Origin of the sequence: Pyxidicoccus caerfyrddinensis (assembly GCF_010894405.1) — a bacterium.
GTDB lineage: Bacteria > Myxococcota > Myxococcia > Myxococcales > Myxococcaceae > Myxococcus > Myxococcus caerfyrddinensis.
This window is the reverse complement of record NZ_JAAIYA010000016.1, coordinates 144,072-165,621: the sequence shown is the minus strand read 5'-3', so window position 1 is coordinate 165,621 and position 21,550 is coordinate 144,072. Positions and strand designations below refer to the sequence as shown.

Sequence of the window (21,550 nt, the reverse complement as noted above, 5' to 3'; positions counted from 1 at the left end):
GGTGGCATGACGTGGCCATGGCCCGTGACGTCTCCTTCTTCGACCACCTCGGCTCCCTCCTCGCCCGGGAGCGCGAGGCCGAGAAAGCCCGCCTGGCCGCCCTCGCCGAGAGCCTCTCCCTCTCCGAGCGCGAGGAGCACGGCCTGTCCGTGCTGGACCTGGAGTCCATCGAGGAGGAGGTGGGCCTGGGCGGCCGCTACCTGCTCACCCTCGGCCGCGCCGACCGGCGCCCCCTGCCCACGCGCCTGCACAACGGCGACCTCGTGGCCGTCCTCCCCCGTCGCGCCGAGGTGAAGGAGCCCGCCCGCGCGCTCATCTCCCGCGCCACCTCCACCCGCATCCAGCTCGCCTTCGACCGCGCGCCTCCGCCCTATGTCCATGAAGGCCTGCTCCGCCTGGACATCGTCCCCAACGACGTCACCTACGACAGGCTCCGCGCCGGGCTGCAGCGCATCAAGTCCATGGACAAGGGCGCCGAGCGCCGCAAGCGAGAGGTGGTGCTCGGCAACGAGCCCCCGCGCTTCGACAAACCCCTCGAGTTCGAGCCCACCCGCCCCCTCAACCCCGAGCAGCTCGACGCGGCCTCCCGCGCGCTCGCCGCCGAGGACTTCTTCCTCGTCCACGGCCCGCCGGGCACCGGCAAGTCCACCGTGCTCGCCGAAATCGCCGCCCAGGCCGTCGCGCAGGGCAAGCGCCTGTTGTGCACCGCCGCCAGCAACGCCGCCGTGGACCACCTGCTGGACCTCTGCCTGGACAAGGGACTGCGCGCCATCCGCGTGGGCCACCCCGCCCGCGTCGCCGCGCGCCTCCAGGAGCACACGCTGGACATCGTCGTGGAGGACCACCCGGACCGCGTCGTGTCACGCGACCTCTTCGAGGAGGCCTACGATTTGCTCGGCTACGCGCGCCGCCAGCGCACGCAGGGGCGCAGCCGCGCGCGCTTCGCCAATGCCCGTGCCTCCTCCACCGAGGCCAAGAGCATGCTCGACGAGGCCCGCGCCCTGGAGAAGAAGGCCGTGCGCGCCGTGCTCGCCCGCGCCGACGTCGTCTGCGTCACCCTGGCCAGCCTGGGCTCCAGCGTGCTCGCCAGCGAGGAGTTCGACCTGGCCCTGCTCGACGAGGCCACCCAGGCCACCGAGCCCCTCGCGCTGCTCGGCTTCCTGCGCGCGCCGAAGGTCATCCTCGCCGGAGACCCGCAGCAGCTCCCACCCACCGTCCTCTCACAGGAGGCCGCCAAGGCCGGCCTCGGGGTGAGCCTCTTCGAGCGCCTCCTCAAGGACCACGGCGAGGGCGTCAAGCGCATGCTGCGCGAGCAGTACCGGATGAACGCGGCCATCATGGACTTCCCCTCGCGCGAGATGTACGGCGGCGAGCTGCGCGCCCACCCGTCCGTGGCGGAGCGCACGCTCGCGGACGTCCTCACGCCGGGCGCGGAGGTGGATGCCCCGCCCGTCATCTACCTGGACACCGCCGGCAAGGGCTTCGACGAGGAGGTGGAGACCACCACGCGCAGCCTCTTCAATGACGGCGAGGCCGGCCTCATTGAGGCGCGCGTGAAGGCCCTGCTCGCCCTGGGACTGTCGCCGCGCGAGCTGGCCGTGATTACGCCCTACAGCGCCCAGGCCCACCGCCTGCGCGAGCGCGTGGAGGCGCTCCACCCCGACGTGGAGGTGGACACCGTGGACGCCTTCCAGGGCCGGGAGAAGGACGCCATCCTCGTCTCCCTCACCCGCTCCAACGGCGAGGGCCAGCTCGGCTTCCTCACCGACTTGCGCCGCATGAACGTCGCCCTCACCCGCGCGCGCCGGCATCTCTTCGTGGTGGGCGACTCCGCGACGCTCAGCGGCCACCCCTTCTACGCGCGCTTCATCGAGGGCACCCAGGCCACCGGCGCCTACCGCTCCGCCTGGGAGTGGCCAGACGCAATGGAGTGACAATGCGGCCCCGGTGCGGGTCCACTCCGACCCGACCCTGCGGTACTACGCAAGGAGTGCGAGTCACGAGCGCCTCTTTTGTCGCAGGGCTGCACAATTTTTGTCACCCCGCGCGCCTGGATTTGGGGTGTTGTCCTGGAATTCCGAGCGCTTGGACGCAGACCACTGTCCGGCACGGAACATGCTTCTCCCCACGGTGGGGAGGAACCGCCAAATGCCTCAACGGCCCACTGTGACGCAGGAGAACGACGTCTGGGTTCTCCGTATCGAGAAGGACAACGGGAAGATGCAGGAGTACCGCTGTGCGACGGAGAACCAGGCGCGGCAGCTCGCGATGGTGCTCTCGAAGCCAGACACGGGCGGGCCGCCGCGCGCGCCAGCCGAGTCACGCTAGAAGACTCCGCCTCCCGCCCGCCGGCCACATGGCAGGCGGCGATTCTCATGCGGGCCGTTAACGGGTAAGGCACGGGGCAGGAGGCTCCCGTGCCCGCACCCTTCGAGTCCCTCACCGTTGATGCGCAGGGCCTGCCCCTGCACGTGCGCCAGCGCAATGCGTCGGGCGCGCCGGCCGTCCTGTTCCTCCACGGCTGGCTGGACCACTCGCACAGCTTCGACGCGCTCACCGCGCACCTGCCCGACGACTGGCGCCTGGTGATGATGGACTTCCGCGGCATGGGCCGCAGCGGGCACGTGGGCGGCGGGGGCACCTACCACTTCAGCGACTACGTCCTGGACGTCGAGTCGGTGCGCGCCGGGCTCGGCCTGGACGCGGTGCACCTCGTCGGGCACTCGCTGGGCGGCATCGTCTCGCTGGCCTACGCCGCCGCGCGGCCGGACGCGGTGAAGAGCGTCTTCCTCATCGAGAGCATCGGCCCCACCGCCGGCGCGCCTGGCCTGGCGCTGCAGCGGCTGCGCGGCTTCCTGGACGACTCGCACCGGCCGCCCAACCGCAAGCGCTACCCGAGCGTGGAGGCCGCCGCCGCACGTCTGCGGGAGAACAATCCCTCCCTGCCCGAGCCGGCCGCGCTGCACCTGGCCCGACACGGCACGGAGGCCTTCGAGGACGGCGTGGCCTTCACGTTTGATCCGCGACACCGCCGCCGCTTCGGCATGAGCTACGACGAGGCGCAGTGGCTGGCGGTGCAGGCCGGAATCCGGTGCCCGGTGCGGCTGCTCCGAGGCACCGAGGGACTGGTCCCCGACGAGGCCCTGCTGCGCCGCCGGCTGGACGGGCTGCCCACGCTCGCCGGGCCGACGCTCATGCTCCCCGGGGGCCACCACGTCCACATGGAGCAGCCCGAAGACGTGGCCCGCGCCGTCACCGACTTCGTCGAAAAAGCCTGAGCGGATCCTGAGCGGAGCCTGGAGGGACCCTGAACTCCCTCCAAAAAGGTCGGGAAAAACCTTTCACCCTCCAGGGCAAGACTCTTCCTTTCTTCCCCCAAGCGGGGAACTCCGTTCCACAACCCCTTGATTTCACGAGCCCGTTCCCCGCGCGCCGGTTGGTACGCGAATTGATTAGGGAGGGCGCGGTGGATCACGCACCGGGCGGGGTTGGGAGAAGGGTGGGGAGCGGAAGATGAGGATGGGGCTGAGGGGGCGTTTGCTCGCGCTGGCGTTGCTCGCCATCACCGGAGCGGCCTGCCACGAGGGGGATGAAACCCGCGCGGTGCAGGCGACGGCGGTGTTGGACGTGGACGTGCTCGACTTCGGCGAGGTGCCGGTGGGCGAGTGGCGTGAGAAGGAAGTACGCATCCGGAACGTCGGCTATGTGCCCTTCTTCGCGCTCGACGCGCTGGGGCTGGCCGGCAACCCCTCCTATGAGGTGGAGCTCGGGGAGGGCGGCGGAAGGGTGGAGCCGGGCGAGTCGCACCTGGTGCACGTGCGCTTCCACCCGCTGAAGGAGGGCAACACCGAAGAGACGGTGCACGTGACGACGGACGCCAACCAGGGCGCCCAGGCGCAGGTGCGCGTCATGGGCCTGGGGACGCCCACGCACATCGGCGTGTACCCGCCCCTGCTGGACTACGAGACGCTGGAGGTGGAGAGCGACCGTACGCTCGACGTCACCGTCACCAACCCGGTGGACCTGCCGCTGACGCTGGTGGTGCAGGGTGACACCCCGGACCCCTTCACTCCGGACACCATCACCATTCCGCCCTTCGCCTCGCAGAAGGTCAGCACGAAGTACCTGCCCCGCGCGCTGGGTGCCATGGGCGCGCGCCTGGAAGTCCGCTCGTGCGAGGGCTGCACGCCCTCCGTGGTGGACCTGAAGGGCAACTCGGTGGCCAACGCCTTCGCGTTCGACCCGGCGCCGGTGCCGTTCGACCAGATTCCGGTGCACGAGCGCACCGAGTCCTTCACCCGCGCGCGCAACATCACCTGGCGCCCGGTCACCATCTCCAAGCTCGCCACCAGCGACCGCGCCTTCCAGCCGCTCTCCAAGCCGGAGGGCAGCACGGTGCAGCCGGGCGAGACGGTGGAGGTGAAGATGGAGTTCGCCGCCCGCTTCTCCGGCCCCAACGTGGGCGACCTCACCGTGCACTACGCGTCCGACAAGGCGCGCCAGTCGCAGGTGATTCTGGACGCGCGCGGCGGCCGGCCCACCCTGGCGGTGACGCCGGTGGCGCTCGACTTCGGCGAGCTGCCGGTGGGCGGCAAGGTGGAGAAGCTCATCCGCATCACCAACGCGGGCAGCAACGGGGATTTGCGCTTCACCGGCGTGCGCGCCGACGGCGCCAGCACCCAGTTCAACGTCGACGTGCCCACGCGCGGCACCCAGCGCTACGCGTGGAGCGGCGGCACCTGGCCCACGCTGGACTCGAATGCGCTGACGATTGCCCCCGGCAACGACGCGCTGGAGCTGAAGGTCTACTTCGAGCCCAAGGCGGAGGGCAGCTGGCAGGCCACGCTGTACGTGCGCTCGGACGACATGTTCAACCCGGAGCGCGCCATCGTCCTCACCGGCCGGGCTCGCGCGAGCGGCCCCTGCGTGTATGAATTGCTGCCGCAGCCGGCGATGGACTTCGGCAACGTGGTGCCCGGCCGCGGCGCGGTGCTGGGCTTCTACTTCCGCAACCCGGGCCGCGCCGAGTGCGCGGTGAAGGACATCCACCTCTCCAACGACGCGGGCGGCGCCTTCTTCATGCCCGGCGGCCGGCTCACCGGTGGCGTGGTCGTCTATGACACGGCCTTCAGCGCCATGGTGGCCTTCCGGCCTCCGGCTGAGGGCAGCTACACGGGCGAGCTGAAGCTGACGGTGAACAACCCGGCATACCCCACGGTGACGCTGCCCCTGAAGGGCATGTCGAAGGCGAGCTGCCTCGTGGCCACGCCGTCCTTCGTGGACTTCGGCCCCATCCGCTACGACTGCGCCGCGGCCCCGCGCAAGACGTACGTCTCCAACCGCTGCAGCGAGCCGATTACCGTCTCCGACGCGGAGATTGGCAACGGCACCAGCACCCAGTTCAGCCTGCTGACGCCGGTCACCACGCCGCGCACGCTGGGCCCGGGCGAAGGCTTCGAGCTTGAGGTGGGCTACGCCCGCAACGTGCACGGGCAGCACTTCAGCCCGCTGTACCTGTACACCGACACGGACCCCGGCCCGTTCCTCGTCCCGCTGCTGGCGGAGACGAACCACGAGGGCATCCAGGTGGACCGCTACACGCAGGGCACCGACAGCCAACTGGACGTGCTCTTCGTGGTGTCCAACACCACCACCATGTCGCCCTACCAGAGCCGGCTGAAGGCGGCGATTCCGGACTGGCTGAAGACGGCGAAGGACCAGGGCGTGGACGTGCGCGTGGGCGTCACCAGCACGGGCCTGGTGGCACGCGGCCAGCAGTGCGGCGGCGGGGCCAACGGCGGCGAGGCCGGACGCCTGTTCCCGGTGGACGGCAGCAGCCCGCGCGTGGTGTCCGGCAACAACGCCAACGCGGCCAACATCATCCAGCAGAACCTGGACGTGGGCCTCTGCCACAACCTGGTGCAGGGCCTGGAGACGATGCGCGCGGCGCTGTCCGCGCCGCTGTCCGAGCAGATGGACGACCCGCGCACCGCGCAGGCGAACGACGGCAACGCGGGCTTCACCCGCGCGGCCGCCCGCATGGCGGTGGTGGTGCTGGCCGACGAGGACGACAACTCCGGCTTCAGCCCGGACAGCTACATCCAGTTCCTGCAGACGCTGAAGGGCACGGGCATGTCCCACCGCAGCCAGCTCTACGCGCTGGTGCCCACCGACAGCAGCTGCTCCACCGCCGGCAACGAGGCGGACCGCTTCGTCAGCGTGGCGCGCGGCACGGGCGGCCAGGTGGAGTCCATCTGCCGCTCCGACTACCGCCCGCTGCTCGAGTCGGTCATCCAGCGCGCCGGGGCCCTGCAGGCGGACTTCCCGCTCACGGCGGACCCCACGGGCACGGCGGAGATGACGGTGCGCGTCCAGGGGCAGGTGCTGCCCGGCAGCCGGTGGACGTTTGACGCGGGCAGCAACTCCGTCGTCTTCAACGCGGACGCGGTGCCCACGCCCGGACAGGCCGTGGAGGTCCGCTACCGCAGCGTGTGCAAGGCCCCTCCGTCCTCGCCCTGAGGTTTCACGGACTCGGGGGTTGACACGGGAGTCCGGGCCTTGCGGGAAATGACGCGCCGCGGGCTTCCGCCCCCAGCCCCGGCGCGGCTATCGTGGCGGTCGTCGTGGAAACGTTCGGCCGCTACGAGCTGCTCCGGAGAATCGCCGTTGGCGGTATGGGGGCCGTCTACCTCGCGAGGCAGAAGGGCCCCGTGGGCTTCCAGAAGCTGCTGGTGCTCAAGCGGCTGTTGCCCCACCTGTCCGAGGACGACGAGTTCATCCAGATGTTCCTCGACGAGGGGCGCATCGCCGCGCACCTCAACCACCCCCACATCGCGCAGATCTACGACCTGGGCGACGTGGACGGGCAGTACTTCATCGCCATGGAGTACGTGCACGGCGAGGCGGTGGGGCCGCTGGGGGTGCGCGCCCAGCAGCGCAAGGTGACGATTCCCCTGGGGCTGAAGTGCCGCATCATCGCGGACGCGGCCGCGGGGCTGGACGCGGCGCACAACGCGCGCAGCCCGTCCGGACGGAAGCTGGCGCTGATCCACCGGGACGTGTCGCCGCAGAACGTGCTGGTGGGCTTCAACGGCGGCGTGAAGCTCATCGACTTCGGGGTGGCCAAGGCGTCCGGGAAGCTGTCCCAGACGATGGTGGGCACCATCAAGGGCAAGCACGCGTACATGTCCCCGGAGCAGGCGCGAGGCGAGCCGTTGGACCACCGCTCGGACGTGTATGGCCTGGGGACGGTGTTCTACGAGCTGTTGACGCTGACGCGGCTGTTCAAGCGGGACACGGAGTTCGCCACGCTCAAGGCGGTGGTGGGGGCGAAGATCCTCCCGCCGTCGGAGGTGGTGCCGGAGATTCCCAAGGCGCTGGACGCGATTGTCCTCAAGGCGCTGGCGCGCAAGCGCGAGGAGCGCTTCTCCACGGCGGGTGAGCTGCAGCTCGCGCTGGAGGAGTTCCTCATGCAGCAGAAGCTGCACGCCACGCCCACGCACCTCGCCGCGTTCATGCAGGACATGTACGCGGATGAATTGGAGGAGGAGCGCTTCGCCGCCGAGCCCACCGTCATCCACTACGACCCGAAGCTCGCGGCGCGGCTGGCGGCCAGTGCGCCGTCGGCCGAGGCGAAGCCGGCGCGGCAGGGTGGCGGCTCGTCTCCCGCGGCGTCGCCGGTGAAGGGGAGCTCGTCCGCTTCGGCGGCACCCGTGAAGGCTCCTGGGGCTTCATCCGCGTCGGCGGCGCCCGTGCCGGGTGCACCGGGCCGGACGGTGTCGTCCGCGTCGGTGCCCCCCGTGTCCCCGCCTGCGCGGAGCGCGAGTGGCGGGTCCTCCGCCTCGGCTTCGCCCGTCCCCGCGACTCCTGGCAGGAACGTGGGGGGTGGTTCGCCTGGCCCCGCTTCACCGGGACGGAGCGCGGGGGCCGGCTCTTCCGCGTCCGCCGCGCCCGTGCCGCCCTCGCCGCCGCAGGGCAAGAGCGCTGCGGTGAGCAAGTCACCGGCCGCGGCACCGGGCACGAAGCCTGCCCCAGCGAAGTCCGCTCGGCCCACGGCGGAGGAGGCTCCTCCGCCCCGGCGTGCGCCGCCTCGCGGTGGTGGCCACGGCGAGGGTGAGCGGTAGCAGTCCAGGCTCCAGGCTCCGCCCATGCTGGAGGGACTGGAGCAGGCCTGATCCCACGCAGTCCCTGGTGCGGACTGGAGCGCGGGGACTTCCGCTTCATCGTCCTACGGGACTACCGGTCCTTGCCGTTGAACTTCATCACGTTCAACTTGTCGAGCTCCACGCCGTCCAGGCAGCGCACGTTGATGGCGCGCATCTCCTTGCCATCCGGGCCGGTGCCGCGCGCGAACGAGCGCACGCCGCACGTGGAGCAGAACAGGTGGTGGATGACCTTCTTGTTGAACTGGTAGTCGGTGAGGTCCTTCTCACCGGACTTCAGCGTGAAGTTCTCCACGGGCACGAAGCTGAGCATCGTCCCCGTCTTCTGGCAGATGGAGCAATTACACGACACCGCGGGCTGGGAGAGGTCCAGCTTCACGGAGTAGCGAACCTTCCCGCAGTGACAGCCACCTTCGTAGGTCTTGAGCTCGGTCATGCGCGCATCCTGCCGCCGTCTCTCGGGGCCTGCATTGGAGAAATGCGACACGGGGTAGCATGAGGGCCGCCATGGTCGTCCCCCGCTCCATCCGCTGTGTCGGGCTCCTGCTCGTACTGGCCCTGGGCGCCTGCACACCGAGCTACGTGCGGCACACCGCCCGGGTGCAAGCACTGGCCGAGGCGGAGCAGTACCCCGAGGCCCTGCGGGAGCTGGACGCCGAGGCGGGACGCGAGTCCCTGGACCCGCTGCTGGTGGTGGCGGACCGGGGCGCGCTGCTGCACCGGGCCGGAGAGTGGGAGCAGAGCGCCCGGGCTCTCCAGGAGGCGGCGGAGCTCGCGGACGAGCGAGAGACGGTGCGGCTGTCCGAGGAGCTCTTCGGGAGTGCGCCGTGGCGGATGGGGACGCTGGAGCGACAGGCGCTGCACACCCTGAACGCGCTCAACTTCCTCCAGCTCGGCCGCCCGGAGGAGGCGGCGGTGGAGGCGCGGCTCACGGACGCGCTGCACCTGCGGCAACACCTGGAGGCACGGCACCGCACGGAGCTGGAGCGGAACCTCGCGCTGGTGCCCTTCGACGAGGACTTCCGTGCGTACCTGGAGCGGCTCGCGTTCGGGCTGTACGTGAGCGCGCTGGCGCTCGAGCTGTCGGGAAACGAGGCGTCAGCGTTCATCGACTACCTGGACGCGTGGCGTGTCACCCGCCTGGCGCCCCCGGGAGCGCCCTCGCACCTGGCGCACCTGACGCCGAAGCTCGTCGCGGAGGCCCGGCGGCTGGCTCGCCCGGAGCTGCCGGAGCTGGAGCAGGCACACCCGGAGCCTGTGTCGCCCGCAGCGCCGGATGAAGGGGAGCTGGTGGTCTTCGTGGAAGCCGGCCGCATCCCCGAGCGCTGCGTCGTTCCCATGGGCGAGACCAGCGTCTGGTCCGTCTGCGCGCGGAGCTGGTCTCACGTGAAGGCGCGGGTGGAGGTGGCCGGACAGTCCCAGGAGGCGGAGACCGTCACCTCGCTGGAGAACCTGCTGCTCCGCCGTGGCGCGCTGGGAGCGCTCACCGATACGGAGCGGGCACCGTCGCTCGCGGTGAACCTGGGCACGGCGGTGAGCTGGCTGCTGATTCCTCCCGTGGGAGGCGCGCTGGTCATCCGCCGGGTGTCGGAGGTGAACAACCGCATGGCCCAGGGCTGGCTCAGCCTTCCCGCCGAGTTCCAGGTCGTGCGCCTGCCGGTGCCGAAGGGACGGCAGGTGGTGCGAGTCCGGACGGCAACCCGGGAGCAGGTGCGCGAGGTGGACATCTCCCCCGGCAGGCCCGCGGTGCTCGTCGTGCAGATGGAGTGAGCGCTACCGGGCGCGCTGCCCGGCGAGGCGCGCGCCCTCCTGGAACCTCCGCGCGTCCTCCGGGTGGAAGCGCTCGAGGAGCCGCAGCTCCAGCTCCATCACGCGTGCCGCGGGGTCCGAGAGATTCGGCGCGGGGTCGCCATACCGGACCCGGAAGACGCGCACGTAGCTGCGCCCCTCCGACTCCCAGCCCCGGAGCAGGAGTCCGTAGGACTCCGGGACGTCCCCCTCTCCCCTCCGAGCAGGCACGGAGAGGGTGCGCACACCCCGCTCCGCCGACTCCTCCCCCTGCCCCGTCAGTCCCTTCGCCTCGGTCCAGAGGCTGTCCAGGGGGACGTCGTAGGCGTAGTCGTAGAGCTGCTGTTGCAGGTACCCCTCCTCCGCGAGGCCCTGGCGGATACCGCCACAGCCGGCGAGGAGGACGGCCCCCGTGAGGGACAGGCGGCGAAGGAGGAGACGCATGCCCGCGCAGTCAAGCCCGCGAAGGCCCGCCACGACAAGCCGGCGTGCGCGGCTACAGGCTCGCCAGCGCGACGCGGTACAGCGCGCGGTAGCCCATGCGCGGCGCGGGCTCGAAGCGGTCCGCGTTGAAGATGTCCTTCAGCAGCGCCTGGCCCTCCGCCGACGCCTGCAGGCCCAGCAGCGAGGACTCCAGCGTGCTCACCAACTCCGGCGGCAGGCCCATGGCCACGGGCACCCCGTCATTGGGCGCCTCGTCCGTGTACGCAATCAGCTCGAAGCGGCGCCCCGCGCCAGGGCCCAGCACGTCCTCCACACCCGTGGCGAACGTCAGGCCCGTGGAGGCCGGCGGGCAGAAGACGCTCGCCACGTCCGCCTTGCCGTCCAGCACCGCCTCCAGCGCGCCCCGGTACGAGCCGGTGAATTGCTGCGCGGAGAAGGCCCGCGTGGGCTCATGCCCCTGCGCCTTGAGGTACGCGGTGGGCAGCAGGTAGCCCGCCACCGAATCCCGGTCCACCCACGCCGCCGTGGTGCCCTTCAGCCGCTCCACCGTCAGCCCCGCCCCCGCCCGGCACACCAATGCCGACCGGTAGGAGGACATGCCCCGGCGCACCCCGCGCACCACCACCCGCACGCCCATCGCCTCCATCCGAGCGCAGACGAAGGGCGGCGCCCAGGCCGCGTCCGCCCGCCCGGACAGGAGGTCCTTGGCGAGCGTCTCGTAGCTGGGCGCCACGGACACCTCCACCACCTTGCCCAGGGCCCGCTGAAGGAACGCCGCGAGCCGCTCCGCGCGCTCCCGCGCCGTCTCGTTGCCCAGCGAAGGAGGCAGCCCGAAGCGGAACGAATGCCGGGGGCCGGATGGGACTTGCAGGGTCATGCAGTCCCCTAACTACCCCTCCCTGCCCAGTCGCGCCACTTCGTCGTCGGCCAACCCGAAAGTGGCCTGGAGCATGTCCAGGATGCGCTGCTCCGCCAGGCTCGGCTCGCCGCCCGCGTGGGCAATCTTCGTCGCCAGCCGGTAGGCCTTGACCCGCTGGGTATGGGTGGTGAGCCCGTGCGCCAGCACCTGGAGCCGCTGGGGCAGCCCCTCCGCGGCCAGGGCCACCACCGACTCGCTGACGAAGCTCTGCGCGCGCTCCGGGCTGACGTTCTCGAAGAGGGGGTCCGCCGCGAAGCTCTCCACCAGCGCCCGCGCCTCGGCCTCCTTCAGCTTCCCGTCCGCGGCGCTCACCAGCACCATGACCTCCGCGAACAGCCGCTCCAGGGGCTCGCCCAGCGCCTCCGCCAGGCTGCCGCCGTTCTCGATGACGTCGATGATTTGCGCCACCTCGTCTTCGGAGATGCCCAGCGCGGCCTGGAACGTCTTCAAGAGGCCCAGCTCGTTGCGCGTGGCCCGCTGGTCCGCCAGCGCCACCGCCGCCGCCAACCCGAAGGCCAGCATCCGGTTCTTGTGGTCCGGCAGCCGGCGCCGCAGCGAGGCCAGCACCTCCTCCAAATCGTTCGCCTCGGAAAGCCGCGCCGCGCTCGTCTCCACCAGCGCGTTCAATTCGTCGGGCTTCGTGCCCTCGAACTCCGGCCGCTCCAGCACGCGGCTGAGCAGCGTCTGCATCTCCCGCTGCGACACCCGGCCGTCGGCCATGGCGGCCAGCAGCATCGCCTCCACCAGCGCGCCGTTGCGGTCCTTGCGCGCTTTTACTGCCTGCTCTCGAGCCATGGGCTGGCGCTCCCTTGCGTATCGTTCGAATCCGTTGTCGGTGCCCCATCTTCCCGCGCGTGCAGCGGGTCGGGGTTGAGCGTCTTGTCCAGGAGGTGCGACGGCCGCACGTTCATCATCGCGTTGAGCACGCTCTGACGGACGTTCGGAATCTCCTTGCCCAGCTCCTCCACCAGCCGCTGCATCCGCTTGCGCTGGAGGTTCTCCTGCGTGCCGCACAAATCACAGGGGATGATGGGAAACTGCATCAGCTCCGCGAACTTCGCGATGTCCTTCTCCGGCGCGTAGCACAGCGGGCGGATGACCACGTTGCGCCCGTCGTCACTTCGGAGCAACGGCGGCATCGCCTTGATGGAGCCGGCGAAGAAGAGGTTCAACAGCAGCGTGTGGATGAGGTCGTCCCGGTGGTGGCCCAGGGCAATCTTGGTGCAGCCCAGCTCCACCGCCGCCGTGTAGAGGATGCCGCGGCGCATCCGCGAGCACACCGAGCACTGCGTCTTGCCGGGAGGCGTCTTCTCCAGGACGATGCTGTAGGTGTCCTCCTTCAGCATCTTGTAGGCGTAGCCCTCGCGCTGGAAGTAGCCCTCCAGCTTGTCCGCGGGGAAGCCGGGGTGGCCCTGGTCCAGGTTCACTGCCAGCAGCTCGAACTTCACGGGCGCTCGCCGCTGCAGCTCCCGCAGCAGATGGAGCATCGTGTAGGAGTCCTTGCCTCCCGACACGCCCACCATGATGCGGTCCCCCGCCTCGATGAGGCGGTGGTCCGCGATAGCCCGGCCCATGTGGCCAAGCAGACTCTTCTCCAGGCGCTGGACGTCGTTCATCGGCGTGGCCATCCTAGCGGCGGCCCGGGAAAAAACACCTCAAAGGGAAGCCCTGGTCCGCTAGCCTGCCCAGCCCGATGCCGACCTACCCGCAGGGTGCCGTGGACGTGGTGGATTCCGCTGGTGCGCAGAGCGCCACGCGCAAGCTCGAGGAGGCTCGCGAGATTGCCGTGGACCTGGAGGCGGACTCCATGCACGCCTTCCGCGCCCGGCTGTGCTTCCTCCAGCTCGCCACCGACGACGACGTCTTCCTCTTCGACACCCTCCAGCCCGGGGTGGAGGCCCGCCTGCTCGCCCCGCTGATGGCCGACCCGGCGCGCACCAAGTTCTTCCACGCCGCGCAGGGGGACCTGCAGTTCCTCGCCGAGGCGGGCGTCCGGGTGCAGGGCCTGTTCGATACCCACCGGGCGGCCACGCTGCTGGGTTGGCCCAAGGTGGGCCTGGCCGACGTCGCCCGCGAACGGCTGGGCGTGGACCTGCCCAAGGAGCACCAGCAGTCGGACTTCTCCATCCGCCCGCTGCCCGCCGGCATGCGCGAGTACATCGCCAACGACGTGCGCTACCTCTGCGAGCTGGGCCGCAACGTCCGCGACGCGTGCAGGGAGGCGGACATCCTGGAAGAGGTGCTGCTGGACTGCGTGCGCCTGTGTGACGAGGCGGTGGCGCGGCCCGACGTGGGCGCGGACTTCAAGCCCAAGCTGCCGCGCGCCGGGATGAACCCCGCCCAGATGGCCCTGGCCAACGCCATTGCCCACGCGCTGCACCGCAAGCGGCTGGAGTGGGCGGAGAAGGAGAACGTCCCCATGGGGCGCATGCTCTCCAACATGGCGATGGGTGACATCGCCGTGAAGCTTCCCACGAACCCCCGCGAGCTGGCGCGCATGGCCGGTGTGCGCGGCTCCTTCGTCCGCACGTATGGCGACGAGGTGCTCGGCGTGGTGCGCGAATTGGTGGAGAAGTCGCGCAAGGGAGAGCTGGAGCCCGAGCGCGAGGCCAAGGGGCCCCGGGACGTGAACCGGCGCAAGCGCGAGGACGCCCTCAAGCAGTTCCGCGTGGAGAAGGCCACCGAGCGCAAGGTGACGCCCAGCGCGGTGCTGCCCAACCCCATCCTCGAAATGCTCGCGGGCCGGCCGCCGAAGGACGTGGAGGAGCTGGCCCAGGTGCCCTACTTCGGCGAGAAGCGGGTGCGGCTGTACGGCCTGGCGCTCATCGAGCTGCTCGCCAAACACCCCGTGCTCAACGGCTGACACATGGGGTGACACCGTCACCGCAATCTTTCCCCGTCTCGGGGAGGCAGGCGTTCCACGCCCGCCTGCGTCACGCCTGACACCCGCGCGGGGCGCTATCGCCGCGAGGTGGCGAGTGGTGGAATGTCCGAGGCTGCGGGCCGTTGTGTCCCGCGAGCGGAGACCTTCCTGATGCGGCTCGGACACCTCGGCGCGGCGACGTGCCTCCTGACGGCGCTCACCCTCGCCGGCTGTGCGAGCACGCGGCAGGAGCCGCCCTCCCCCAAGGCCCCGGCAGCGCCCGTGGCGGCCCGCGAAGCGGTGCCCTCCGCCGTGTCCTCCGACGAAGGACCGCGCGCCCTCGTTCCGCCGAAGCTGCGGCTGGACGTGCGGGCCCGCCCGCTGCGGCAGGCGGTGACGCTGGAGCTGGACCCGCGCAAGGAGGCCTTCCGCGGCACGGCGGACGTGGACCTCACCCTGACGGAGGCCACGCGTGAGCTGTGGCTCCATGGCGAGGAGTTGGACGTGGAGGCCGCCACCCTCGAGGTGAATGGCCGGAAGGTGCCCGTCACCGCGCTGCCCATGGGGGAGTTCCTCGCCTTCGTCACCGAGGAGCCGGTGGGGCCCGGTGCCGCCACGTTGCACGTGGAGTACATGGGCCGCGCGCTCGCGAACGAGGACTCCGGCATCTTCCGCGAGCAGGACGACGGGCGCTGGTACGCGATGACGCAGTTCGAGGCGCTGTACGCGCGGCGCGCCTTCCCCTGCTTCGACGAGCCCGGCTTCAAGCTTCCCTGGCAGCTCACCCTGCGCGTGCGCGCGGAGGACGGCGCCTTCTCCAACTCGCTGGTGGAGGCCGAGGAGCGCGGCGAGGACGGCTGGAAGACGGTGCGCTTCCGGCCCACGCCGCCGCTGCCCTCATACCTCGTGGCCTTCGCGGTGGGCCCCTTCGACGTGGTGGACGCGGGCAGGGCGGGCCGCAACGCCGTGCCGGTGCGCATGTTGGTGCCGCGCGGCCATGGCGCCGAGGCCGCCTGGGCCGCGCGCGTCACGCCGCCGCTGCTGGAGCGGCTGGAGGAGTGGTTCGGCACGCCCTACCCCTTCGCGAAGCTGGACGTGCTGGCCGTGCCCGGCGGGCCGGGCGGCGCCATGGAGCACCCGGGCCTCATCACCTTCGGCGCGCAGTCCATCCTGGGCCCGGTGGAGGGGGACTCGCTGTGGCGCCAGCGCGCCTTCGCGGAGACGCAGGCGCACGAGCTGGCGCACCAGTGGTTCGGCAACCTCGTCACCATGGCGTGGTGGGACGACCTGTGGCTCAACGAGTCCTTCGCGGACTGGCTCGCGTACAAAATCGTCACGCAGTGGCAGCCCGGGTGGCGCTGGGACGTGCGCCGCGTGGAGGCGCGCGGCCAGGCCATGGCGGAGGACCAGCTCGTCAGCGCCCGCAGCATCCGCCAGCCCATCGAGTCCGTCGGCGACATCAACGGCGCCTTCGACGGCATCACCTACGGCAAGGGCGCCGCGGTGCTGGCCATGTTCGAGTCCTGGCTGGGGCCGGACGCCTTCCAGCTCGGCGTGCGCCGCTACCTCCAGTCGCATGCGCGCGGCACCGCGACGACCTCCGACTTCTTCCAGGCCCTCTCCGCCACCGTGGACCGGGACGTGGGGCCCGCGTTCTCCACCTTCCTGGACCAGCCCGGCGTGCCGCTGGTGTCCATGGAGCTCCAGTGCCCCAAGGGCGCGCCGCCCCAGCTCGCCCTGGCGCAGCGGCGCTACCTGCCGCTGGGCTCTCCCGGTGGAGAAGACGCGACGCCGTGGCGGGTGCCGGTGTGCGTGGTCTACACGGCCGGTGGCGCCAAGGCCCGCGCGTGCACGGTGCTCGCGGAGCCCACGGGCACGCTGGTGCTGAAGGACGCGAAGGCCTGCCCGGAGCAGGTCCACCCCAACGCGGACGGGCGCGGCTACTACCACGCGCTGCTGCACGGAGACGGACTGGAGCGGCTGGCGCGCCGGGGCGGCCAGGGCCTGAGCATCACCGAGCGCCGCGTGCTGATGGACGACGCACAGGCCCTGGTGGCGAGCGGTGACCTCGACGTGGCCCAGGCGCTCACGCTGACCACGCGGCTGCTGCGCCCGGAGGACCCGGACCTGTTGGCGGGCGCGGTGGGCGTGGTGGGCAGCGTGCGAGACGAGTTCGTTCCCGACGCGCTCCTGCCACACCGCGCGCGCTTCGTGCGCGGGCTCTTCGGTCCGCTCGCGCGCAAGCTGGGCTTCGTGTCGCGCCCGGGCGAGAGCGAGGACCAGCGCATGCTGCGCCCGCTGCTGGTGTGGATGGTGGCCAACGTGGGCGAGGACTCCACCTTGCGCGCCGACGCCCGCAGGCTCGCCCTGCGCTGGCTGAAGGACCGGAGCGCCCTCTCCCTGGACGCGGCCTCCGCCGTGCTCAGCACCGCCGCGGCCTCGGGTGACGCCGCCCTGCACCAGCGCCTGCGCGAGGCCCTGCGCTCCACGCCGAGCGGCCGCGAGCGCGAGCTCATCTTCGGCGCGCTGGGCACCTTCAAGGACCCGGCGCTCTCTCGCGCCAGCCTGGACCTGCTGCTGGCCCCGGAGGTGGACGCACGCGAGGCGCTGCCCATCCTCTTCGGCCAGCTCTCCGAGCCCCCCACCCGCGCCGGCGCCTTCGGCTTCCTGCGCGAGCACTTCGAGCCGCTGCGCCAGCGCCTTCCCCGCGACATCTCCACGTGGCTGCTGGCCACCGGCAGCTTCTTCTGCGACGCCGAGCACCGCCAGCAGGTGGCCGACTTCTTCGGCCCGCACGCACGGCAAATCGAGGGCGGCGAGCGCACCCTGGCGCAGTCGCTGGAACGCGTGGACCTGTGCATCGCCCAGCGCGAGGCCCTGCGCCCGGGGCTGGAGCGATTCCTGACGCGCTACTGACAGCCGGTGCAGGGTTGTGTGCTCACGCGGACTCCTCATTTCCCGAGGGGACGGGAGGTGAGCGCGCACAGGGCCCACCGTTGAACACGCACCCCGGGGCCCCCCACTTCAGGTTGCCAGCCGGACGCGCGTGCATAGCTTTGTCCTCCTCGTGGAGGTGTACGCAATGCTGGGAGCCAGGGTGGACGGTGCACGCGCGGACATTTCCCGTTGCATCGCCGCGAGCCTCCAGTGCCAGGCGTCCTGCGAGGAAGGCATGGCGCGCATGGTGGCCCGCGGACAGCCGATGGGCGGCGAGGTGGTACGCCTGCTCCGGCAGTGTGCGGAGCTGTGCGAGCTGAACGTGCGCGCGCTGCAGAAGGAGAGCCGGCTGGCCCGCCGCACCGCCAGCCTGTGCTTCGAGCTGGGCAACCGCGTGGCCCGTACCGCGTGGCTGGACGCGGAGGACCCGGACTCCTACGCGCTCGCCCGCGACGCGCTGCAGCTGGCCCGCGCGTGCAGGCCCCTGCTGTTCGCTCACTGACACTTCTTCAGAGCGTCACGCCGTACAGCGCGCCGTACTTCTCGCGCAGGTAGGCGAGGAAGTCCGCGTCGGTGAGGCCCTTTCCCGTCACGCCCCGCACCAGCTCCTCGGCCGGCAGGCGGAAGCCCTGGCTGTGGACGTTGGCGCGCAGCCAGTCGCGCAGGGGCAGCAGCTCACCCCGGCGCAGGTGGCCCTGGAGGTCCGGCAGCGCCCGCTCCGCGGCCCGGTAGAGGGACGCGGCGTAGAGGTTGCCCAGCGAGTACGTGGGGAAGTAGCCCAGCTCGCCCCAGGCCCAGTGGATGTCCTGGAGCACGCCGCGCGTGTCGTCGGGCGGGACGATGCCCAGGTACTTCTCCATGCGCGCGTTCCACGCGGCGGGCAGGTCCGAAAGCGGCAGCTCGTCGCGCACGAGCAGCAGCTCCAGCTCGTAGCGCAGGGCGATGTGGAGGTTGTACGTCAGCTCGTCGGATTCGATGCGGATGAGCGAGGGGCTCACCTCGTTGACGGCGGCGTGGAAGCCCTCCACGTCCACGCCGGCCAGGGCGTCCGGGAAGGCGGCGCGCAGCCCGGGGAAGTAGTGCTCCCAGAAGGGCCGGCTCCGGCCGACGATGTTCTCCCAGAGGCGGGACTGGGACTCGTGCAGGCCCATGGAGGGCGCGGCGGCCAGCGGCGTGCGGAAGTGCTCGAGCGCGAAGCCCTGCTCGTACAGGCCGTGGCCCGCCTCGTGGATGGTGCTGAAGATGGCGGACAGCGGGTTGGACTCGTCCAGGTGCGTGGTGAGGCGCACGTCCAAGGGGTGCGTGCCGCCGGTGAAGGGGTGGATGCTGACGTCCTGCCGGCCCGCCTCCAGGTCGAAGCCAATGTCCTTCAAGAGCCGCACGGTGAAGGCCCACTGCGCGTCCCTGTCGTACCGGCGCCCGTCGAAGAGGCGGGGCACGGTGCGGCGCGCGGCGGCGAGCTTGCCCACCATGGGGATGAGCTGCTCGCGCAGCGCGGCCAGCACCGGGGTGAGCCGCTCCACGCGCATGCCGGGCTCGTGGCCCTCCAGCAGCGCGTCGTAGCGCTCGCCGCCGTGGCCGTAGGCGTCTGCCTGCTCGCGGCGCAGCTCCAGCAGGCGCCCCAGCGCGGGCTGGAAGAGGGCGAAGCGCCTCTCCTTTCGCGCCTCGCGCCACGCGTGGAGGGAGCGGCTCTGGGCCTCGGAGAGGGCCTTCACCAGCGCGGAGGGGACGCGCACCTCGCGCTCCCGCTCGCGGCTGAGCACGCGCACCATGGCGCGCTCGTCCTCCGAGAGGTCGTCCTGGGTGGCGGCCTTGGCGAGGGCCTCGCCCAGCCGGGGGTGCACCAGCCGCTCGTGGTGCAGCCCCTGGAGGGTGGAGAGCTGGTGGGCGCGCGCGGGGCCCGCCTTGGCGGGCAGGTACGTCTCCTGGTCCCAGGTGGCCAGGCCGATGAGGCCCTGGAGGTCGCGGAGCTCCTGCATTCGGGAGAGCAGCCAGGTATCCATGCCCGGGATTCTTAGCGCGCTTCGCGGCGGACTTTCGCGAGAGACGCACTCGGGGGTATGAGGGCTGCGCGATGGCCAACGTCCTTCAGTTCTTCATGTCCCCCGATGACGAAGTCGCCTTCTTCCGCTTCCTGGAGCGCTTCACGTTGGAGGTCTACCCGCGGCGCGTCCCCGAGGACTGGAAGACCTTCCGCGCGAGCATGGAGAACATCCCCAAGCTCCCGCCCGAGGACCTCTACATGGTGGCCACCGACCTCGGCCCCGCCATCGTGGACAAGGTGAAGCGCGGGCCCGACAAGGGGCACTGGCGCATCGACGAGGTGCGCTCGCCCGTCATCTTCATGGAGCGCTCGCGCCCCAACGAGGAGGGCGAGCTGCTCAGCGGCCAGTTCTGGGCGGAGCTGGACATCACCGCGCAGACGGGCCGCAAGAACGCGGCGCCGGACAGGTTCCGGCTCCTGTTCCTGGAGATTGAGGAGTTCGTGAAGAAGACCTACCGCAAGGGCGACCCCAAGGGCTTCTTCGTCGGCCCCAAGGCCGCGCGCCTCTTCAAGGAAGGCCTGGTGCTGCGCGACTCCGCGTTCCGCGGCGGCACGGTGGCGCCGTACAAGTAGGCGCCGCCGCGCGTGTCACGGACTACGAGCCGGTGGCCACTTCGGCCATCTTCCGGAGCATGGGCGCCTCGGAGAGGAACTTCAGCTCCGGGTGCTTGTCCTCGGCGTGCTGGAGCGCCCAGTCGTCGCGGAAGAGCACCAGGGGCAGGCCGTCGCGGTCCTGCACCGTCTGGCGGTTGCCTTCCCAGTCGAACGACTTCGGGTCGAAGTTGGCGCCCACCACCCAGCGCGCGTGGCCGAAGGGCAGCCGGTCCAGGGCAATCTTCGCCCCGTACTCGTGCTCCAGGCGGTACTGCAGCACCTCGAACTGGAGGGCGCCCACCACCCCGACGATGGGGTCCTTCATGCCCATGTGGAGCTGCTGGAAGATCTGCACCGTGCCCTCTTCCGAGAGCTGCTCCAGCCCCTTCTCCATCTGCTTGCGGCGCAGCGGGTCCTTGGAGCGCACCACGGCGAAGTGCTCCGGGCTGAAGCGCGGCACGCCCTCGAACTCCACCTCGGTGCTGCCCTCGGCCAGCGTGTCGCCGATGCGGTACTGCCCCGGGTCGAACAGGCCGATGACGTCTCCCGGCCAGGCGTCTTCAATCGCCGTGCGCTCGGCGGCCATGAACTGGCTCGGCTTGGCCAGGCGCACTTCCTTGCCCAGGCGCGAGTGGAAGGCGCTCATGCCCTTCACGTAGCGGCCGCTCACCACGCGCATGAAGGCGATGCGGTCCCGGTGCGCCGGGTCCATGTTCGCCTGAATCTTGAAGACGAAGCCCGCGAACTTGGGGTTGCTGGGCTCGCGGGGCCCCTTCGTGGTGGGGCGCGCGGTGGGCGCGGGCGCCAGGTCCAGGAACGCGTCCAGGAAGGGGCGCACGCCGAAGTTCGTCATCGCGCTGCCGAAGAACATGGGGGAGAGCTGACCCGAGTCGTGCTTCTCGCGGGTGAACTCGTCGCCGCCGATGTCGAGCAGCTCGATGTCGCCGTGGAGCTTCTCCAGCTCCGACTCGGTGAGGATGGTCTTGATTTCGTCCGAGTCGATGGAGACCGAGCGCTCCGCCACTTCCGACTCGCCGTGGGAGCCCTCGGCGGAGAAGACGTGGACGACGCGGGCCTGCCGGTCATAGACGCCGCGGAAGTCCGGCCCCATGCCGATGGGCCAGTTCATCGGGTAGGAGCGGATGCCGAGCACCTGCTCCAGCTCGTCCATGAGGTCCAGGGGCTCGCGGCCGTACCGGTCCAGCTTGTTGACGAAGGTGAAGATGGGGATGCCGCGCAGGCGGCAGACCTTGAAGAGCTTCTTGGTCTGCGGCTCGACGCCCTTCGCGGCGTCGATGAGCATCACCGCCGAGTCGGCCGCCGCGAGGGTGCGGTAGGTGTCCTCGGAGAAGTCCTGGTGGCCCGGGGTGTCCAGCAGGTTCACCGCGTGGTCGCGGTAGACGAACTGGAGGACGGACGACGTCACGGAGATGCCGCGCTCCTTCTCCAGCTCCATCCAGTCGGAGGTGGCGTGGCGCCGCGCCCGTTTGGCCTTCACGCTGCCGGCCAGGTGGATGGCGCCGCCGTAGAGAAGCAGCTTCTCCGTCAGCGTGGTCTTGCCCGCGTCGGGGTGGGAGATGATCGCGAAGGTCCGCCTGCGGGCGACCTCCCTGTCGAGCTCGTTCGTCATGACCCGAGGCCAACTATCACGCGCGGTCTTTCCTTGCAGCCCGCAACGAGCCCCGGGCGGTCAGGCCGGAGCCCGGGCGGCGGAGCGGGCCTTTCCCTGGGACGTGAAGTCGCTCTCCCCGCCTGCTCGCCTGCCCTCCTGGACGTGAGACGGGGTGGGACTGGCAGTT

General features: G+C 70.9%; 17 protein-coding genes. 10 read left to right on the top strand and 7 right to left on the bottom strand.

The genetic code is table 11. The features are described 5' to 3' along the window. Window positions 1–17: 17 nt before the first annotated feature. From G4D86_RS32975 to G4D86_RS32955, 5 genes are all read left to right on the top strand, one after another. Window positions 18–1,934 (top strand): AAA domain-containing protein, encoded by a 1,917-nt coding sequence (locus G4D86_RS32975; RefSeq protein ID WP_163998062.1) that lies wholly within the window; start codon window positions 18–20, stop codon window positions 1,932–1,934. Window positions 1,935–2,148: 214 nt separating this feature from the next. Next, a complete protein-coding gene (locus tag G4D86_RS32970; RefSeq protein WP_240360601.1) occupies window positions 2,149–2,328 on the top strand; it encodes a hypothetical protein in 180 nt (59 codons plus the stop codon). An 89-nt stretch (window positions 2,329–2,417) separates the two neighbouring features. Continuing rightward, window positions 2,418–3,278 carry an alpha/beta fold hydrolase gene (locus G4D86_RS32965; protein WP_163998060.1) on the top strand — a complete coding sequence of 287 codons (861 nt, stop codon included), beginning with the start codon at window positions 2,418–2,420 and terminating at the stop codon, window positions 3,276–3,278. A 235-nt stretch (window positions 3,279–3,513) separates the two neighbouring features. Continuing rightward, window positions 3,514–6,519 carry a choice-of-anchor D domain-containing protein gene (locus G4D86_RS32960; protein ID WP_163998059.1) on the top strand — a complete coding sequence of 1,002 codons (3,006 nt, stop codon included), beginning with the start codon at window positions 3,514–3,516 and terminating at the stop codon, window positions 6,517–6,519. A gap of 104 nt (window positions 6,520–6,623) precedes the next feature. Then, window positions 6,624–8,123 (top strand): serine/threonine protein kinase, encoded by a 1,500-nt coding sequence (locus G4D86_RS32955; protein WP_240360600.1) that lies wholly within the window; start codon window positions 6,624–6,626, stop codon window positions 8,121–8,123. 112 nt (window positions 8,124–8,235) lie between these two features. Here the strand turns inward: G4D86_RS32955 and G4D86_RS32950 are convergent, their stop codons facing one another. Next, entirely contained in the window at window positions 8,236–8,598 is a 363-nt protein-coding gene (locus G4D86_RS32950; RefSeq protein ID WP_163998058.1) for a GFA family protein, read from the bottom strand. A gap of 71 nt (window positions 8,599–8,669) precedes the next feature. On the opposite strand from G4D86_RS32950, the gene G4D86_RS32945 reads away from it, so the two are divergent. After that, a complete protein-coding gene (locus G4D86_RS32945; RefSeq protein WP_163998057.1) occupies window positions 8,670–9,932 on the top strand; it encodes a COG3014 family protein in 1,263 nt (420 codons plus the stop codon). A 3-nt stretch (window positions 9,933–9,935) separates the two neighbouring features. Here the strand turns inward: G4D86_RS32945 and G4D86_RS32940 are convergent, their stop codons facing one another. From G4D86_RS32940 to ttcA, 4 genes are read right to left on the bottom strand one after another with little or no spacing between them, the layout of a single operon-like run. Beyond that, window positions 9,936–10,394, bottom strand: a complete 459-nt coding sequence (locus G4D86_RS32940) for a hypothetical protein (protein WP_163998056.1) — start codon at window positions 10,392–10,394, stop codon at window positions 9,936–9,938. Between the two features lie 52 nt (window positions 10,395–10,446). Next, window positions 10,447–11,271, bottom strand: a complete 825-nt coding sequence (locus G4D86_RS32935; RefSeq protein WP_163998055.1) for a phosphate/phosphite/phosphonate ABC transporter substrate-binding protein — start codon at window positions 11,269–11,271, stop codon at window positions 10,447–10,449. Between the two features lie 12 nt (window positions 11,272–11,283). Beyond that, window positions 11,284–12,108, bottom strand: a complete 825-nt coding sequence (locus G4D86_RS32930; protein ID WP_163998054.1) for a TerB family tellurite resistance protein — start codon at window positions 12,106–12,108, stop codon at window positions 11,284–11,286. After that, window positions 12,087–12,941: a tRNA 2-thiocytidine(32) synthetase TtcA gene (gene ttcA / locus G4D86_RS32925; protein WP_163998053.1), complete on the bottom strand. Its 855-nt coding sequence runs from the start codon at window positions 12,939–12,941 to the stop codon at window positions 12,087–12,089. The genes G4D86_RS32930 and ttcA overlap by 22 nt, the downstream gene beginning before the upstream one ends. A 65-nt stretch (window positions 12,942–13,006) precedes the next feature. Here ttcA and G4D86_RS32920 point away from each other — a divergent pair, with 65 nt between their 5' ends. The 3 genes from G4D86_RS32920 to G4D86_RS32910 all read left to right on the top strand — a co-directional run bounded on the left by G4D86_RS32920 (window position 13,007) and on the right by G4D86_RS32910 (window position 17,615). Next, window positions 13,007–14,176: a ribonuclease D gene (locus tag G4D86_RS32920; protein ID WP_163998052.1), complete on the top strand. Its 1,170-nt coding sequence runs from the start codon at window positions 13,007–13,009 to the stop codon at window positions 14,174–14,176. 171 nt (window positions 14,177–14,347) lie between these two features. Then, the gene (locus G4D86_RS32915; RefSeq protein ID WP_163998051.1) at window positions 14,348–17,092 is read left to right on the top strand and encodes a M1 family metallopeptidase; all 2,745 of its coding nucleotides are present in this window, start codon (window positions 14,348–14,350) and stop codon (window positions 17,090–17,092) included. A 166-nt stretch (window positions 17,093–17,258) separates the two neighbouring features. Then, entirely contained in the window at window positions 17,259–17,615 is a 357-nt protein-coding gene (locus G4D86_RS32910) for a four-helix bundle copper-binding protein (RefSeq protein WP_163998050.1), read from the top strand. Window positions 17,616–17,622: 7 nt separating this feature from the next. Here the strand turns inward: G4D86_RS32910 and G4D86_RS32905 are convergent, their stop codons facing one another. Then, entirely contained in the window at window positions 17,623–19,116 is a 1,494-nt protein-coding gene (locus tag G4D86_RS32905; protein WP_163998049.1) for a carboxypeptidase M32, read from the bottom strand. A gap of 71 nt (window positions 19,117–19,187) precedes the next feature. Between G4D86_RS32905 and G4D86_RS32900 the strand changes: the two genes are divergently transcribed. After that, a complete protein-coding gene (locus tag G4D86_RS32900; RefSeq protein WP_163998048.1) occupies window positions 19,188–19,730 on the top strand; it encodes a hypothetical protein in 543 nt (180 codons plus the stop codon). A gap of 22 nt (window positions 19,731–19,752) precedes the next feature. Here G4D86_RS32900 and G4D86_RS32895 read toward each other — a convergent pair whose 3' ends face one another. Then, a complete protein-coding gene (locus tag G4D86_RS32895) occupies window positions 19,753–21,381 on the bottom strand; it encodes a peptide chain release factor 3 (RefSeq protein ID WP_163998047.1) in 1,629 nt (542 codons plus the stop codon). Window positions 21,382–21,550 lie beyond the last annotated feature (169 nt).